The following is a 16,204-nucleotide window of genomic DNA, read 5'->3' on the forward strand; positions in this document are numbered from 1 at the left end:
ATGCGGGAGCGTGTGGGAGAGTAGGACGCCGCCGAACTCATTGTGGGGAGAGCCCCGTCGGAGACATCCGACGGGGCTCTCTCACGTTCAGGGCCCGCCCGATACGGTGGCGGGCATGAGCGGCGGCGCACAGTTGATGTGGGACGAGGGTGTCACCGGCTACGACTTCGGCCGTGGTCATCCGATGGACCCGGTACGGCTTGCCCTGACGAAGCGTCTGATCGAGGCGCTGGGGGTGGAGCGCGGTCCGGAGCTCGGCGTCGCCGCGGCGAAGCCCCTCGGGGAGTCCACCCTGCGACTGGTGCACCGGCCCGACTACATCGACGCCGTCCGCCGGGCCTCGCTCGATCCCGGCTCCGCCGAGGAACGGTACGGCCTGGGGACCGTGGACGACCCCGCGTTCGCCGGGATGCACGAGGTCTCCGCGCTCATCGCCGGACAGTCGGTCGGCGGCGCCGAGGCCGTGTGGCAGGGCAGGTCGCTGCACGCGGTGAATTTCGCCGGCGGGCTGCACCACGCCATGCCGGACCGCGCGTCCGGCTTCTGTGTCTACAACGATCCCGCGCTCGCCATCGCCCGGCTGCTGGAGCTCGGGGCTGAGCGCGTCGCCTACGTCGATCTGGACGTGCACCACGGGGACGGCGTCCAGGCGGCGTTCTGGGACGATCCGCGAGTGCTGACGATCTCCCTGCACGAGCATCCGGGCACCCTCTTCCCCGGCACCGGCTGGCCGGAGGAGTGCGGTGGCCCCGGTGCCGAGGGCAGCGCGGTGAACGTGGCGCTGCCGCTCGGTACGGCGGACGCCGGCTGGCTGCGTGCCGTGCACGCGGTGGTTCCCGAGCTGCTGGAGGTGTTCCAACCGCAGGTGCTGGTCTCCCAGCACGGTGCGGACACCCACGTCGAGGACCCGCTGGCGCACCTGGCGGTCAGCGTGGACGCGCAGCGGCGCGCTGCCGAGGCCGCGCACTCCTGGGCGCACACCTACGCGCAGGGCCGGTGGCTGGCGACCGGGGGCGGTGGCTACGCGGTGGTGGACGTGGTGCCGCGCACCTGGACGCATCTGGTGGCGATCGCGGCCGGTGTTCCGGTGCCGGGGGAGACCGAAGTGCCCGAGGAGTGGCGGCAGGAGGTGTACGCGCTTACCGGCGAGGCCGGTGCCCCGCGGCGGATGACGGACGGGCTGGAGCCGAACTGGCGGGACTGGAGCGAGGGGTACGACCCGGCGGACCGGCTGGACCAGGCGGTGCGTGCCACCCGGCGGGCGGTGTTCCCCGCACACGGGCTGCTGCCCTGAGGGGCTGCGTGCGGGTGTCCTGAGGGGCGAGTGCGGGCGCACCGCGGACCGTGCACGACGGCCGACAACGGGCCGCGTACGGGTCCCGCACCCGCTCGCCCGTCGGCGCGCGGTGCGCGGTGCCGGGCGAGCCCTCTCGGCGCTGTGCCCGCAGTCGGCGGTCGTGGCCCCGCTCGTTCCTGCGGCCTCCGGTGGGGCGGAGCCGTGGGGGAGAGCGAACCGTTTCCGCGGTGGCCCCGGTTGGCGGTCGGGAGGTGCGGGGTATCCGCAGTCGCGGGACGGATTCCCGGGCGTTCGCCGTTGCCGGCTGTCCGAGCTGGCGGCGGGGGAGCTGGCGGGTGCCGGGTGCGCTCCGTGCCGTCTCCTGGCCGACTCTCGGTCAAGTACGTCACATTGGCCCCACGCCTGTCGGCGCCTGAGTGCTTCGGACTAGCACTCCCGGGGGGTGAGCGTGTCGACATAGCGATGCGATTCGGGGTACGTCAGTGCGGCTTCTCCTTCGTGAGAGGGGTCGTGCTGTTCTGCAGAACCGGCGCGTGCACCCGAGGGTGTGCGCGGGGCGCGCATGCGTGCGCTGCCTTCCCGTGCCGGGCGGAGCCGACCGGCGCGACGCAGCCGAAGGGGATGCGGCCAAGGTCCCTGGCGGGGCTGATGGTTCGACGTTCGGTGCAGGTCAGTGGGGTGGCGGGGCGCCCGGGCCGCCAGGTGCGCAGGGGGCGGCGCTCGGCGCGGAGCGGCGGGAGTCAGGGGTGGGACAGAGCGTTCCGTGCGTGCCGACGGATGACGCTGCGCAGTGCGACTACTACCGCGCGCTCACTCGCTATGTACTCAATCGGGCGTGTCTGTCACGGTAGGCGAGCGATCGCTACTCCTCTTCACCACTTGCATCACGCGCCCCTAATCTGGGGAGGAGCGCACATGCGAGCAGGAGGCACCGGAGGGGAAGCCGGCGCCCGACATGTGCGGAAGGTTCAGGTGTGACATGGCTGCTGACGAACGGCCGTTGAACGAGGTCGTGTTCCTGACCGTGGCGGAGGTCGCCGCGGTGATGCGAGTCTCCAAGATGACCGTGTACCGCTTGGTGCACAGCGGTCATCTGCCGGCGATCCGGGTGGGCAGGTCCTTCCGGGTGCCGGAGAAGGCCGTCCACGAGTACCTCGAGGATTCGTACGTGGGGGTGGAGAGCGCCTAGCCGAAGATCGGGTGCGCGCGCTGCACCGCTGCACCGGAGTCCCGGTGCCCCTCGATTCACGCCCATTCCCGGGTGGCGGGTAGGGTGGCCCCATGTAGGTCGTGTGGGCTCGGACGCCCCGCACCGAGTATCGAAATGAGTTCGCCCCGCGCCATGCGGGGATGATCCGTGAGCGAGGGTAGTCGTGGGCTCTGTCATCAAAAAGCGGCGTAAGCGGATGGCGAAGAAGAAGCACCGCAAGCTGCTGAAGCGGACGCGTGTGCAGCGTCGCAACAAGAAGTGAGCGAGCGCACCGCACGCCACTGACCGCCGCCTTTCTCTCCGTGCCGGAGAGAAAGGCGGCGGTTCTGCTTTGGTGGCGTGGTGCGGCGCGTACGGAGGCGCCGGCCGTATCGGGGGGTGTGAGGGAGGGATCGTGGGCAAGGTCGTGCTCGTCACCGGGGTCGCCAGACCGCTCGGTGGCCGTTTCGTACGCCGTATCCGGCACGAGCCAGAGGTGAGCCGGGTGATCGGCGTGGATGCCCGTCCGCCCGCGCACCCGTTGGACGGTGCGGAGTTCGTGCAGGCCGACATCCGGCAGCCCGCCATCGGCAAGGTGCTGGCCGAGCACGCTGTCGACACCGTCGTCCACATGGATGTGCACGGTGCCCCGCCGTCGCTGGGCGGCGCCGGGCGGGGCGCGGTCAAGGAGACCAATGTCATCGGCGCCATGCAGTTGCTGGGCGCGTGCCAGAAGGCGCCCAGCGTCAGTCGGCTGGTGATCAAGTCGACGACGAGCGTCTACGGTTCGGCGCCGCGCGATCCGGCGGTCTTCGACGAGGCGACACCTGTCAGGGACCTGCCCAGCGGAGGGTTCGCCAAGGACGCGGTCGAGGTCGAGGGATACGTACGCGGATTCGCGCGGCGCCGGCCGGACGTCGCGGTGACCGTGCTGCGGTTCGCCCACATCCTCGGCCCCGCCGCCGAGTCGCCGCTCGCCGCCTACTTCTCGCTGCCCGTCCTGCCCACCGTGCTGGGCTACGACCCCAGGCTGCAGTTCGTGCACGACGACGACGTGATCGAGGTGCTGCGGCTGGCGGCCGGCGAGCCGCGCCCGGGCGCGCTCACCGCCGGAACGTTCAACATCGCCGGGGACGGCGTGCTGCTGTTGTCGCAGTGTGCCCGGCGGCTGGGGCGGCCGACGGCGCCGATGCTGCTGCCGGCGATCCGCTGGAGCCGGAGCGTGCTGCGCTCGGTGGGCGCGACGGACTTCTCGCCCGAACAGATACGGCTGCTCACCCACGGGCGGGTGGTGCGGACCGCACACGCCCGTGATGTGCTCGGTTTCGCCCCGGGCCGGACGACAGCGGAGACGCTGGACGCCTTCCTTCGCGAGCAGGGCCCGGGGCTGCTGCCGCCGGAGGGCGTCGCCGGTGCGCTCGACCGGTTCGCGGCACTGCTGCCGGGCAGGTCCGGCCCGCAAGCGTGCACCGCCCCCGCGGCGGGGCAGGAGGAGGTGCGCCAGGATGGCTGACGCAAAGGTCATACCCTTCGACGACGACAGGGACCGCTCGCGGGGCCCGGGGTCCCCCGCCGGACGCGTCCCCGGGGACGGTGCCCGCGCGTCCCGTGCGGGACGCTCCGGAACGCCACCCTCCGGCGGCGGTGCCGGATCCGGCGGGGAAACCGGTCCGGGCGGCACTCGACGCGGCGGCACCGGGCGGCGCTCCCGTCTGACGGCGGTGTCCGGACAGCCCCCGGAGCCGGCGGAGGGCGCCGGGGAACCGTCCGGGCAGCCCGGTGCCGCGGCCGCGGGCGGCGGACCGGAGGAACCCGCTGGAGAGGGCTCCGCGGGGCGCTCCGGCCCCGCGGACCCCACGGCGGCGGAGGAACCGGCTGGGCTGCTGGAGCGGGTGCTCGGCACGGAGTGGGAGGCGCGGGCCGCCGAGGGCCTCGCGTTCCTGCGGCGCAGGCTCACCGGGGAGTACGAGGTCGACGACTTCGGCTTCGACGAGGAGCTGACCGACCAGGTGCTGATGACGCTGCTCCGCCCGCTCTTCGAGAAGTACTTCCGGGTGGAGGTGCGCGGGGTGGAGAACATACCCGCGGACGGTGCGGCGCTGGTGGTGGCCAACCACTCGGGCACCCTCCCGCTGGACGGGCTGATGCTCCAGGTCGCCGTGCACGACGAGCACCCGGCCGACCGGCATCTGCGGCTGCTGGGCGCGGACCTGGTGTTCGTGCTGCCGCTCGTCAACGAGCTCGCGCGCAAGGCGGGGCACACGCTGGCCTGCGCGGAGGACGCGCAGACGCTGCTGGAGCGCGGCGAGGTCGTCGGGGTGATGCCGGAGGGCTTCAAGGGGCTGGGCAAGCCGTTCGCCGACCGTTACAAGCTCCAGCGGTTCGGGCGGGGCGGCTTCGTCTCGACGGCGTTGCGTGCGGGGGCGCCGATCGTGCCGTGCTCCATCGTCGGTGCCGAGGAGATCTACCCGATGGTCGGCAACTCCCGCACCCTCGCCCGGCTGTTCGGCTTCCCGTACTTCCCGATCACGCCCACCTTCCCGTGGCTGGGTCCGCTGGGCGCGGTGCCGCTGCCGACGAAGTGGACGATCCAGTTCGGCGAGCCGGTGCCCACCGACGGCTATCCGCCGGAGGCAGCGGAGGATCCGATGCTGATGTTCAATCTCACCGACCAGGTGCGGGAGACCATTCAGCACACGCTCTACAAGCTGCTGGTGCGGCGGCGGTCGGTCTTCTTCTGAGTGCCCGGGGGCGTCGTGTGACCGTGTGCCGCCGCACCAGCGTGTGCTGCTCCTGATCCGCGGGCCGGGGACCGGCCGCGGCGACCGGCCGACGGCCGCCGCGACGTCCCGCTTGCCCGGCCCGGCGGCTATCCGCCGTCGCCGCCGAGGTCGAGGCGGGGCAGGACGTCCGGGACGAGCGGAGGCAGGGTGACCTTGGGCTCACTGCCCGGCGAGGAAGGGCTTCCGGAGCCGGGGTCGGAGTGGGACGGACTGCCGCCCTTCCGGTCGGAGTCCTCCGGCGGTTCGAGCAGATCGCCACCGAGCAGCCCTTTGCCGCGCTGCTGGGAGTCGGAGGGCGAGGGTTCCTCGCCGCCGCCGTCCCGCCGCCCGTCCATGCCGTCGGCCGACGGGGAGCTGGGCTCGGCGGAGGGCTGCTCCTCGCCTGTCCGGTCACCGGTGCCCGGTTCGCGGTCACGCGGGGCCTCGGCGCGCTCCTGGGGGAGGAGCGAGCGCAGCGGGCCCACTTCCTGGTCTATGGCGTCGAAGACCGAGCTGACCTCGTCGCTCACGTCGTGGAGCTGCACCGGCAGCCGGTCGCGCAGCTGCGTCCAGCCGGCCCGGTGGTTCTCCGCGAACGCGGACAGGGAACGGATCGGGGCCAGGTCGCCGTTCCGCTGGTAGGCGGAGCTGAGCAGCCGGTGCCCCTCGGAGGCGTCGTGCCGCATACCGGAGAGCGTCTTGCGAACCTCGGCGAGTGCCTCGTGGTCCAGAGCTCCGGAGCGGTCCCGCTCCATGAGGCGGCGGGCCTCGTGCAGCCGTGTGGAGGCGTGGTCCAGGAAGAGGCCGCCGCGGTCGGCGTCGTCCCCTGCCAGGTCGAGCTGGATGTCCTCCATCCCGCGCTTGAGGCCGTAGAGCGAGTCGCCCGGCAGCGCGTCGGTGCTGGCGGCGGTGGCCGCGCCGAAGGCGCTGGCCGCGACGCCGACGCTCAGGCCGCCGACGGCGAGTCCGCGGCCGAGCCGGGACTTGGGGCGCAGCTTTCCGAGCGGTCCGAGACCGGGTGCGCGGTGTGCGCCGCTCCGGCTGCGGGAGTCGGCGCGGGCGTCGCGCTGCTCGGGGAAGTGCGCGCCGTGCGCCGCCGTCTCACCCTCTCCGAAGGCGGCCTCCATGGCGGCGATCAGTTGTGCGCGCTGGACCGTCTTGACCTCGGGGTCCAGCGTCGGCCTCGGTACCCCGCCCAGCGCGTTCGCGAGGGAGAGCAGCGACGGGTCGGAGCCGTCGGCCCGGTGGCTGTGCGGTGCGCCCGGCGGTGGTGCCGCCGTGTCACTCCCTCCTCCGGGGCCCGGCCCGGAGCGTTCTCGGGGCGGGGGGCCCTCGGGTTCCGTATCGGCCGCCGCGCCCGTGTCACGTCCCTGTTCGTCCAGGGCCTGGGCGAAGGCGATGGCCCGTCGGCTCGTCGGCACGGATCCGATCACCGGCGGCACCTCCTCATCGTCTGCACGGTCGGCTCCCCACCACACCGGCACGAGTGTGGCCGACCGCGTCCGCTCAGGGTCGAGCGAGTCCCGGGCAGCCACGGCTACGGGGAGTCTGCAACCCCGACAACGAGCGCAAGCCACTCGGGTTACGGAGTCGGATGTCACGATGATGTGACCGGTAGGTCCGCGCGAGGGCGCCCGCGTGGCCGGCCCCCGCACCGCCCCCCGGCGACGCGGCGGTCGCAGCCTTCGGAGGCGTCTCGGAGGCGCCTTTCCAGGTGCCTCCGAGACGCCTCCGAGCGGTCCCGCCCGGGGGTCGGAGCGGGGGTCAGCGCGCGTCGTCGGGGAGCAGCCGGGCGAGTGTGCGCACGGCGCGGTACTGCAGGGTTTTGATGGCGCCCTCGTTCTTGCCCATCACCCGGGCCGTCTCGGCGACGGAGAGCCCTTGCAGAAATCGGAGCGTTACGCATTCCTGCTGTTGGGGGTTGAGCTTACGTACGGCCTCCAGCAGGGCGGCGTTGGAGAGCGTTTCGAGGACCGACTCCTCGGGGGACCGCTCGACCTCGTTCGCGTCGAGCATCTCGCCGGTGGTCACCTCGAGGCGGAAGCGGCTCGACTTGAAGTGGTCGGCGACCAGATTGCGGGCGATGGTCACCAGCCAGGCTCCGAAGTCGCGGCCCTGCCAGGTGAAGGTGCCGATACGACGGAGGGCGCGCAGAAAGGTCTCGCTGGTCAGGTCCTCGGCGGTGGCCCGGCCGCCGACCCGGTAGTAGATGTAGCGGTAGACGGTGTCGCTGTACTGGTCGTACAACCTGCCGAACGCCTCGGCTTCGCCGTCCTGGGCGCGTTCGACCAGGTCCATCATCCGGCGGCTGTCGGTGTCGGAGGCGGCGGGCCGGCGGGCGGCCGTGCCGGAGCCGCGGGCGCGCCGGCCGGCCGCGGTGGAGGTGCGGGACGTGGTCGCCGCGTTCGAGCGGGCGACCGAGGGGGATGCCGGGGACGCGGCGGAGGCGGCCGGACCGGCCGCGGTGGTCAGGGCGCGGGTGGCGCGGTGGGCGGGGGCAGGGCAGGGACCTGTGGGGACAGTTGAGGCTCCTGCGGGGACAGGTGCGGTTGGTGCGGCCAGGGCAGGGATGGCGTACGCGGTGGGGACGAACGCACGCAGTTGGTCGATGACTGTCGTGCGCAGCGTAGCCAGGCCCGAGGCGTCAACCCCGACGTGTGGGTACACGGGACTCCCAGAGGCAGAGCTTCCATCACGTGCAGTGCGGAACCGTTCACCCGGCGTAGGGACAGGTGGGTACCGAATTGCGTCTGAGGAGAATAACGCTTCGTACAGGCCGCGCTACACCTAGTTGCTGAAAACGTCGCTTCGGTTCGTTCTAGTGCGGATTGGAGCCGCTTTCAGGTGCGAGTCGAGGACTGTTTCTGATCGCTTCCGTGGCTGAATTTGACGCCTGGGTGATGTGTTCCGGCCGACCGGCCGGATCGGGACTGCCTGCCCGGAGCGCCGGGTAACACTGCTGGATTGCCCGGCGGACGGCCGCGCGGAACGGACCGGCCGCGGTCGCGGTACGCCCCGGGCGCGTCGGTGATTCCCTCGTGAGGGGCCTAGCGGCGGCGCCGCTGCACCGCGGCGGCGGCCACCGCGCCGCCTGCCAGCGCGCCGACCCCGGCGGCCGCCGGGATGCCCACCTTGGCCGCCTTGCGGCCCTTCCGGTAGTCGCGCAGCCGCCAGCCCATTTCACGCGCGTGCGTCCGAAGCCGGCTGTCAGGATTGATCGCATACGGATAACCGACGAGCGACAGCATCGGAATGTCGTTCGCCGAATCGCTGTACGCAGCGCACCTGTCCAGATCGAGTCCCTCGGCCGCGGACAGCGCGCGGACCGCCTCCGCCTTCGCCGGCCCGTGCAGCGGTTCGCCGACCAGCCGTCCGGTGTAGACCCCGCCCACCGACTCGGCCACCGTGCCCAGCGCTCCGGTCAGCCCCAGCCGCCGCGCGATGATCGTGGCCGTCTCCACCGGTGCCGCCGTCACCAGCCACACCTTCTGGCCCGCGTCCAGGTGTGCCTGGGCCAGAGCCCGGGTGCCGGGCCAGATCCGGCCCGCCATGTACTCGTCGTAGATCTCCTCGCCGATCGCCATCAGCTCGGAGACCCGGTGCCCCTTGACGATGGACAGCGCGCTCTCCCGGGCGTCGTGCATGTGGTCGGCGTTCTCGGAGCCGGCGAGCCGGAAGTAGGTCTGCTGCCAGGCGAACCGGGTCAGTTCGCGCTTCCGGAAGAACTTGCGCTTGTAGAGGCCGCGGCCGAAGTGGAAGAGGGCGGCGCCCTGCATGACGGTGTTGTCCAGGTCGAAGAAGGCGGCGGCGTGCACGTCCCCCGTGACCGGGAACTCCGGCTCCGGGGCGCCCTCGGGTTCGGCCGTCGCCTGCTCCTGCTCCTGCTTGCGCGCCGCCTCGGCAGCCGCCTCCCCGGCGAGCACGCTGCGTGCGGTCGCGTTGCGCCTGCGGGGGGTGAGCCATGCGGGAAGGGCCATGCGGCGAGCATAGCCAGTCTGTTCGGAGAGCCGGTTGCGCCGGGATTGCCGGGGGTGTGGTCCCGGTGAACGGCCGGTCGCCGTGCGGGGCGTCGCCGGCCGGCGCGTGCGGTCCCCGCCGACCGTGCCGAGGCGCCCCCGCGGGGCGTGCGACGAGGCATCCCGCGGGGCGTCCGGCGGGGCGTGCGACGGGTTCGGCGAGGCGTCGGGCGGGCTGGAGAATGGGGGTATGAAGACTGTGACGCTGATCGGGAAGCCCGGCTGCCACCTGTGCGACGTGGCGCGGGACGTGGTGGTCCGGGTGTGTGAGGAAGTGGACGCCGCCTGGGAGGAGAAGGACATCAACCAGGATCCCGAGCTCTACCGGCTGTACTGGGAGCAGATCCCGGTGGTGCTGGTGGACGGGGCCCAGCACGACTTCTGGCGGGTGGACCCGGAGCGGCTGCGCGGCGCGCTCACCGCGTGACGCGGGGCCGGCGCCGTGCCCGTGCCGCGCGCCGACGGGGTGGGGCGGTGCGGGTGGAGCGGGGCCGGGCCGCTCCGGTGCCGCCCTCAAGAACCGGCGGGGGGCCGCTTGTCCAGTGGGAATGTGGTCAGGGTTCGAGTGGGTTTCGATTAGTATCGAGGGCGTTTTGCGATCCGGGGGCGTATAGGTGAGGAGTGTGGCCGGGTGTCCCGGTCGGTGCCTGTGGCGCCGGTCACGTTGACCGGACAAACCGGACACAATCTTTGTGCACGCGTTCACAAAGGCATAGCCTGGACGCGACGGAGCGGTCCGGGAGAGTGCCTCGCAGACGACCGCTCACCGCTTCGCGCAACCGGCAGGAGCACCGTGGCAACTGGCCGAAACCACCGTCCGGCGACGAGTCGGAGCCGAGGGATCCCCGAGGCGACCGTCGCCCGCCTTCCGCTGTACCTGCGGGCCCTCACCGCGCTGTCCGAGCGCTCGGTGCCCACGGTGTCCTCGGAGGAGCTGGCCTCGGCGGCGGGCGTCAATTCGGCCAAGCTCCGCAAGGACTTCTCCTACCTGGGCTCGTACGGCACCCGCGGGGTCGGCTACGACGTGGAGTACCTCGTCTATCAGATCTCCCGTGAGCTGGGTCTCACCCAGGACTGGCCGGTTGTCATCGTCGGTATCGGAAACCTGGGCGCCGCGCTCGCCAACTACGGCGGGTTCGCCTCGCGCGGCTTCCGGGTCGCGGCGCTGATCGACGCCGACCCGGGGCTGTCCGGCAAGCCCGTGGCAGGCATCCCGGTCCAGCACACCGACGAGCTGGAGAAGATCATCTCGGACAACGGGGTGTCCATCGGCGTGATCGCCACCCCGGCCGGAGCGGCCCAGCAGGTGTGCGACCGGCTCGTCGCCGCCGGGATCACCTCCATCCTCAACTTCGCGCCGACCGTGCTGTCCGTCCCCGAGGGTGTCGACGTGCGCAAGGTCGACCTCTCGATAGAACTGCAGATCCTCGCCTTCCACGAGCAGCGCAAGGCGGGCGAGGAGCCGGGGGCGCCGCCCGGGCAGAGCCCGGAGACGGACACCGCGCCGCCCGCGGCGCCGCCGGCCGTGTCCGTCGCCAAGCGGCCCCCCGAGTCCGGAACTGACGGGGATCTGCCCGCCGTGATGCCGGCATGAGTCTGCTCGTCGTGGGCCTCAGCCACCGCAGTGCGCCGGTCAGCGTGCTGGAGCGGGCCGCCCTGGCCCCCCAGGCGCGGGGCAAGCTGTTGCAGGACACCGTGGGGGCCGAGCCCGCCGCCGAGGCGGCCGTCCTCTCCACCTGCAACCGGATCGAACTCTATGCGGACGTCGACCGGTTCCACGCCGGTGTCGCCGAACTGTCCACCCTGCTGGCCCAGCACAGCGGAGTGGACCTGGAAGAGCTCACCCCTTATCTGTACGTCCACTACGAGGACCGGGCGGTGCACCACCTGTTCTCGGTGGCCTGCGGGCTGGACTCGATGGTCGTGGGCGAGGGGCAGATCCTCGGCCAGATCAAGGACGCGCTGGCCGTCGCGCAGGAGCAGCACACCGCTGGACGGCTGCTGAACGACCTGTTCCAGCAGGCGCTGCGGGTGGGGAAGCGGGCGCACTCCGAGACCGGTATCGACAAGGCCGGGCAGTCGCTGGTGACCTTCGGGCTCCAGCAACTGGCCGCGGGCCGGGACGTCGAGACGTGGGTGCGGGGGCGCCGGGCGCTGGTGATCGGCGCAGGATCGATGTCCTCGCTCGCCGCGGTGACGCTGGCGCGCGCCGGTGTGGGCGAACTGGTGATCGTCAACCGTACGTTGGAGAGGGCCGAGCGCCTGGCGGAGAGCCTGGGCGCGCGGGCCCTGCCCATGGACGCGGTGGCGGCCGAACTGGCCGCGGCCGATGTGGTGGTCTCCTGCACCGGAGCTGCCGGGCTGGTGCTGGGCGCCGAGGAGATCGGACGGGCCGCCCGCGGGCGTGAGCCCCGCGCGGAGGGCGGTCCGGTCCTCTCGGTGCTCGACCTGGCCATGCCCCGGGACGTCGAAGCCGCCGTGCACCGTGTCGAGGGCGTGCGGCTCGTGGACATCGAGTCGCTCGCGGACGCCGAGGCGAACGCGCCGATGGCCGGGGACGTGGAAGCCGTCCGGGGCATCGTGGCCGAGGAGGTCGCCGCCTTCGGCGCCGCGCAGCGCGCCGCGACGATCACCCCGACCGTGGTGGCGCTGCGCACCATGGCCGCCGATGTCGTCGCCGGTGAGATGGCGCGGCTGGAGGGGCGGCTGCACGGGATGGACGACAAACAGCGCGCGGAGATCACGCAGACCGTGCGCCGGGTCGTGGACAAGCTGCTGCACGCGCCGACCGTGCGCGTCAAACAACTCGCGGGCGAACCCGGCGGCGCCGGGTACGCGGACGCGCTGCGTGAACTCTTCGACCTCGACCCGCAGGCGGTCGCCGCTGTCAGCAACCCGGAACAGGAGCGGCAATGAACACCGACGCCACAGCCACCACCCCACTGAGGCTGGGCACCCGCCGCAGCAAGCTCGCGATGGCGCAGTCCGGGCTGGTCGCCGAGGAGGTCCGCAGGGTGACGGGGCGCCCCGTGGAGCTGGTGGAGATCACCACGTACGGCGACGTCAGCAAGGAGCAGCTCGCGCAGATCGGCGGCACCGGGGTGTTCGTCAACGCGCTGCGGGACGCGCTGGCCCGCGGGGACATCGACTTCGCCGTGCACTCGCTGAAGGACCTGCCCACCACCCAGCCCGAGGAGTTCGCGCTGGCGGCCGTGCCCGCGCGGGCGGATGCCCGGGACGTGCTGGTCGGCCGGGACGGGCTCGGCTTCGAGGCGCTCCTGCGGGCCGCCGCGCCCGGCACGGCGCGGATCGGCACGGGCTCGCCCCGCCGGATGGCGCAGATCCACGCCTGGGCGCGTACCCTCGGATGCGAGATCGAGACCGTTCCGATCCGGGGGAATATCGACACCCGGATCGGGTACGTGCGCTCCGGTGAGCTCGACGGCGTCGTGCTCGCGGCCGCCGGTCTCGAACGTATCGGCCGCCTCGACGAGGAGGCCGCCGAGCTGATCGAACCCGACCAGGTTCTGCCCGCCCCCGGACAGGGGGCGCTGGCGGTCGAGTGCGTGGCGTCCGACACGCACCTGACCGCACAGCTCGGGGAGCTGGACGACCCGCGTACGCGGGCGGCCGTCACCGCTGAGCGAACCCTGCTCGCCGCCTTGGAGGCCGGCTGCAGCGCACCTGTGGGTGCGCTTGCCGACCTGCTTGTCGAGGGGCAGGTTGTCACCGAAATGCGCCTGCGCGGCGTCGTCGGCACCACCGACGGCCGGACGCTGGTGCAGTTGTCCACCACCGGTCCCGCACCGGCATCCGACGGCGACCTCACGGCCTGTGCACGCATGGGCCGGGAACTCGCCGACGAGATGCTCGCCAAGGGTGCGGCCGGTCTGATGGGGGAGCGAGCACTTTGAGCCCCACCGCCGCCGACAGGTCGCGCGCCGAGACGTCGAACACCGCGCGCGCCGGCAAGTCGAGCACAGCACAGAAGCCGGCAGCCGTGAACAGACAGCACCTGCACGGTGCACACGGGCACGTCACCTTCCTGGGTGCCGGGCCCGGGGACCCGGGGCTGCTGACGTTGCGCGCCGTCGAGGCGCTGGGGCAGGCCGACGTCCTCGTCGCCGGTCCGCGCGTGTACGACGTCGTACGTGCCCATACCCGGCCGGGTGTGGACACACCACTCCAGCCCGCCGCTGACGAGACGTCAACTGCCGCTGCGGCGGCCGACGATGCAGCCCTCGACGCGGGCGAGTCTGCCATAGCCGCCGCGCGCGCCGGCAAGCGGGTCGTGCGTGCGGTCGCGGGTGATCCGGGGCTGGACTCGGACGCGGCCCGCGAGATGCTCGTGCTGGCGGCCGAGGGGATTCCCTTCGAGGTCGTCCCGGGGGTCGCGGCGGCCGTGGGGGTGCCCGCCTACGCCGGGGTCCCGCTGCGGGACGCGCAGGGCACCGACGTGCGGTTCGTGGACGCGAGCACCGCCGACGACCGGTGCTGGACCGAGCTGGGGGTGAGCGACGCGACCGTCGTCGTCTCCACCACCCTGGACCAGGTCACCTCGGCCGCGGGCGAGCTGGTGGCGGCCGGACGCAAGCCGGACACCCCGCTGACCCTCACGCTGGCCGGGACGACCACCCGGCAGCGCACCTTCACCGCGACGCTCGGCGGTATCACCCAGACCCTCAAGCAGGCCAAGGTGCTGCCGTCGCCGGACGGCGGGCAGCCCGTCATAGCCGTGGTCGGCGAGCGCAGTGCCGCGCCGCAGCGCGAGCAGCTGGCCTGGTTCGAGTCCAAGCCGCTGTTCGGCTGGCAGGTCCTGGTGCCGCGCACCAAGGAGCAGGCGGCCTCCCTCTCCGACCAGCTCCGCTCCTACGGCGCCGTGCCCGCCGAGGTGCCGACCATCGCCGTGGAGCCGCCGCGCACCCCGCAGCAGATGGAGCGCGCCGTCAAAGGCCTGGTCACCGGCCGGTACGAGTGGATCGCCTTCACTTCCGTGAACGCGGTCAAGGCGGTCCGCGAGAAGTTCGAGGAGTACGGGCTGGACGCCCGCGCCTTCGCCGGGATCAAGGTGGCGGCGGTCGGCGAGCAGACCGCGGCCGCGCTGGTCGAGTTCGGCGTCAAGCCCGACCTGGTGCCCAGCGGCGAGCAGTCGGCGGCGGGGCTGCTGGAGGACTGGCCGCCCTACGACCCGGTCTTCGACCCGATCGACCGGGTGTTCCTGCCGCGCGCGGACATCGCCACCGAGACGCTGGTGGCCGGGCTGATCGAGCTGGGCTGGGAGGTGGACGACGTGACCGCCTACCGCACGGTACGCGCCTCGCCGCCGCCCGCCGAGACCCGGGAGGCCATCAAGGGCGGCGGGTTCGACGCGGTGCTGTTCACCTCGTCTTCCACGGTGCGGAACCTGGTGGGCATCGCGGGCAAGCCGCACAACGTCACGGTCATCGCCTGCATCGGTCCGGCCACCGCGAAGACCGCGGAGGAGCACGGGCTGCGGGTGGACGTCATGTCTCCCGAGCCCTCGGTGCACAAGCTGGCCGAGGCGCTGGCCGACTTCGGGGCCCAGCGCCGTGCCGCGGCCGTGGAGGCGGGTGAGCAGGTGAAGCGGCCGAGCGAGAAGCGCCCGGCCAGGAGGAGGGCACGCACATCATGAGCACCCACGGCAGCCCCGGTACGTACGGCAGCCATCCGGCCGCCCGTCCGCGGCGGCTGCGCACCACGCCTGCCATGCGCCGCATGGTCGCCGAGCACGCCACCCGGCCCGCCGATCTGATCCTGCCCGCCTTCGTGCGGGAGGGCGCGAGTGAGCCGGTCCCGGTGGGCGCCATGCCGGGCGTCGTGCAGCACACCCGGGACACGCTGCGGAAGGCCGCCGTGGAGGCGGTCGAGGCGGGGGTCGGCGGGCTGATGCTCTTCGGCGTGCCGGACGAGGCGAAGAAGGACGCGGTGGGCACGGCGGGCACCGACCCGGAGGGCATCCTCCAGGTCGCGCTGCGGGACGTGCGCTCCGAGGTCGGCGACGAACTGGTGCTGATGTCCGATCTGTGCCTGGACGAGTACACCGACCACGGCCACTGCGGGGTGCTGACCGCCGAGGGCCTGGTGGACAACGACGCGACGCTGGAGCGGTACGCCGAGATGGCCCGCGTCCAGGCCGACGCCGGAGCCCATGTGCTGGGCCCCAGCGGCATGATGGACGGCCAGATCGGCTACGTCCACGCGGCGCTGGAGGAGGCGGGCCACACCGATGTGGCCCTCTTCGCCTACACCGCCAAGTACTCCTCGGCGTTCTACGGGCCGTTCCGGGAGGCCGTCGGCTCCTCGCTGCAGGGGGACCGCAAGACCTACCAGCAGGACCCGGCCAACGCCCGGGAGGCGCTGCGCGAGCTCTCGCTGGACCTCGCCGAGGGCGCGGACATGGTGATGGTCAAGCCCGGGCTGCCGTACCTGGACATCCTGCGGGACTTCGCCGAGCGTGCCGAGGTGCCCGTCGGCGTCTACCAGATCTCCGGCGAGTACGCGATGGTCGAGGCCGCCGCCGAGAAGGGCTGGATCGACCGGGAGGCGGCCATCCTGGAGATGCTGACGAGCTTCACCCGGGCCGGCGCGAACATGATCCTCACCTATTGGGCGACGGAGGCCGCGGGGCTGCTGCGCGCACGGTACTGACGCGAGCCCGCCCCCGGTCCGGCCCGCGCCGCGAGAGCCGCAGAACAGGCGCCATCCGCATGCCGGATGGCGCCTTTCCGTGTTGCGGGTGAGGTGAACGAGCGTTTTCGTTGTGGCTGGGGCGAGGGATCACTTACGCTCGTCCCGCTTCACTCGAACCGGTACCGGAGCATCTGGCCCCGGTGCCGACGCAGTTGACGTCACGTCATTGCACTGTGCTGGGCGGCTGACCCCGCGCGACTTCGACGGCGTACCTCTTCCGTCTCGCGAG

The 16,204-nt window shown here is 72.5% G+C and carries 14 protein-coding genes; 11 read left to right on the forward strand and 3 right to left on the reverse strand.

All coding sequences use genetic code 11. From position 1 onward, the window contains the following. Positions 1 to 115: 115 nt before the first annotated feature. From ACFYMO_RS30195 to ACFYMO_RS30215, 5 genes are all read left to right on the forward strand, one after another. Complete coding sequence (locus ACFYMO_RS30195) at positions 116 to 1,294, forward strand: acetoin utilization protein AcuC (protein ID WP_388550389.1); 1,179 nt, start codon at positions 116 to 118, stop codon at positions 1,292 to 1,294. A gap of 982 nt (positions 1,295 to 2,276) precedes the next feature. Further along, a complete protein-coding gene (locus tag ACFYMO_RS30200) occupies positions 2,277 to 2,486 on the forward strand; it encodes a helix-turn-helix domain-containing protein (protein WP_158687519.1) in 210 nt (69 codons plus the stop codon). Between the two features lie 184 nt (positions 2,487 to 2,670). Next, on the forward strand, positions 2,671 to 2,769 hold the full coding sequence (locus ACFYMO_RS30205) for a 30S ribosomal protein bS22 (RefSeq protein ID WP_003948845.1): 99 nt from the start codon (positions 2,671 to 2,673) through the stop codon (positions 2,767 to 2,769). Positions 2,770 to 2,901: 132 nt separating this feature from the next. Beyond that, positions 2,902 to 3,999 (forward strand): NAD-dependent epimerase/dehydratase family protein, encoded by a 1,098-nt coding sequence (locus tag ACFYMO_RS30210; RefSeq protein WP_360302357.1) that lies wholly within the window; start codon positions 2,902 to 2,904, stop codon positions 3,997 to 3,999. After that, a complete protein-coding gene (locus ACFYMO_RS30215) occupies positions 3,992 to 5,227 on the forward strand; it encodes a lysophospholipid acyltransferase family protein (protein WP_366771663.1) in 1,236 nt (411 codons plus the stop codon). Before ACFYMO_RS30210 ends, ACFYMO_RS30215 begins: the two co-directional genes overlap by 8 nt. Before the next feature lie 128 nt (positions 5,228 to 5,355). Here ACFYMO_RS30215 and ACFYMO_RS30220 read toward each other — a convergent pair whose 3' ends face one another. The 3 genes from ACFYMO_RS30220 to ACFYMO_RS30230 all read right to left on the reverse strand — a co-directional run bounded on the left by ACFYMO_RS30220 (position 5,356) and on the right by ACFYMO_RS30230 (position 9,225). After that, positions 5,356 to 6,681, reverse strand: coding sequence for a DUF5667 domain-containing protein (locus ACFYMO_RS30220; protein ID WP_366771664.1), 1,326 nt, complete (start codon positions 6,679 to 6,681; stop codon positions 5,356 to 5,358). A gap of 331 nt (positions 6,682 to 7,012) precedes the next feature. Beyond that, entirely contained in the window at positions 7,013 to 7,915 is a 903-nt protein-coding gene (locus ACFYMO_RS30225; RefSeq protein WP_366771665.1) for an ECF subfamily RNA polymerase sigma factor, BldN family, read from the reverse strand. Positions 7,916 to 8,295: 380 nt separating this feature from the next. Then, positions 8,296 to 9,225 carry an HAD family hydrolase gene (locus ACFYMO_RS30230; protein ID WP_388550395.1) on the reverse strand — a complete coding sequence of 310 codons (930 nt, stop codon included), beginning with the start codon at positions 9,223 to 9,225 and terminating at the stop codon, positions 8,296 to 8,298. 229 nt (positions 9,226 to 9,454) lie between these two features. Between ACFYMO_RS30230 and ACFYMO_RS30235 the strand changes: the two genes are divergently transcribed. The 6 genes from ACFYMO_RS30235 (at position 9,455) to hemB (ending at position 15,933) form a co-directional block, all read left to right on the forward strand. Next, complete coding sequence (locus ACFYMO_RS30235; protein WP_366771667.1) at positions 9,455 to 9,691, forward strand: glutaredoxin family protein; 237 nt, start codon at positions 9,455 to 9,457, stop codon at positions 9,689 to 9,691. A gap of 366 nt (positions 9,692 to 10,057) precedes the next feature. Then, positions 10,058 to 10,858: a redox-sensing transcriptional repressor Rex gene (locus ACFYMO_RS30240; RefSeq protein ID WP_276478433.1), complete on the forward strand. Its 801-nt coding sequence runs from the start codon at positions 10,058 to 10,060 to the stop codon at positions 10,856 to 10,858. After that, the gene (locus ACFYMO_RS30245; protein ID WP_366771669.1) at positions 10,855 to 12,180 is read left to right on the forward strand and encodes a glutamyl-tRNA reductase; all 1,326 of its coding nucleotides are present in this window, start codon (positions 10,855 to 10,857) and stop codon (positions 12,178 to 12,180) included. Before ACFYMO_RS30240 ends, ACFYMO_RS30245 begins: the two co-directional genes overlap by 4 nt. Next, positions 12,177 to 13,178 carry a hydroxymethylbilane synthase gene (gene hemC / locus ACFYMO_RS30250; protein ID WP_366771670.1) on the forward strand — a complete coding sequence of 334 codons (1,002 nt, stop codon included), beginning with the start codon at positions 12,177 to 12,179 and terminating at the stop codon, positions 13,176 to 13,178. Before ACFYMO_RS30245 ends, hemC begins: the two co-directional genes overlap by 4 nt. Before the next feature lie 86 nt (positions 13,179 to 13,264). Beyond that, positions 13,265 to 14,917, forward strand: coding sequence for a uroporphyrinogen-III synthase (locus tag ACFYMO_RS30255; protein ID WP_366771671.1), 1,653 nt, complete (start codon positions 13,265 to 13,267; stop codon positions 14,915 to 14,917). After that, positions 14,914 to 15,933 carry a porphobilinogen synthase gene (gene hemB / locus ACFYMO_RS30260; protein WP_366771673.1) on the forward strand — a complete coding sequence of 340 codons (1,020 nt, stop codon included), beginning with the start codon at positions 14,914 to 14,916 and terminating at the stop codon, positions 15,931 to 15,933. The genes ACFYMO_RS30255 and hemB overlap by 4 nt, the downstream gene beginning before the upstream one ends. Positions 15,934 to 16,204 lie beyond the last annotated feature (271 nt).

Source organism: Streptomyces sp. NPDC007025 (assembly GCF_042869455.1).
GTDB lineage: Bacteria > Actinomycetota > Actinomycetes > Streptomycetales > Streptomycetaceae > Streptomyces.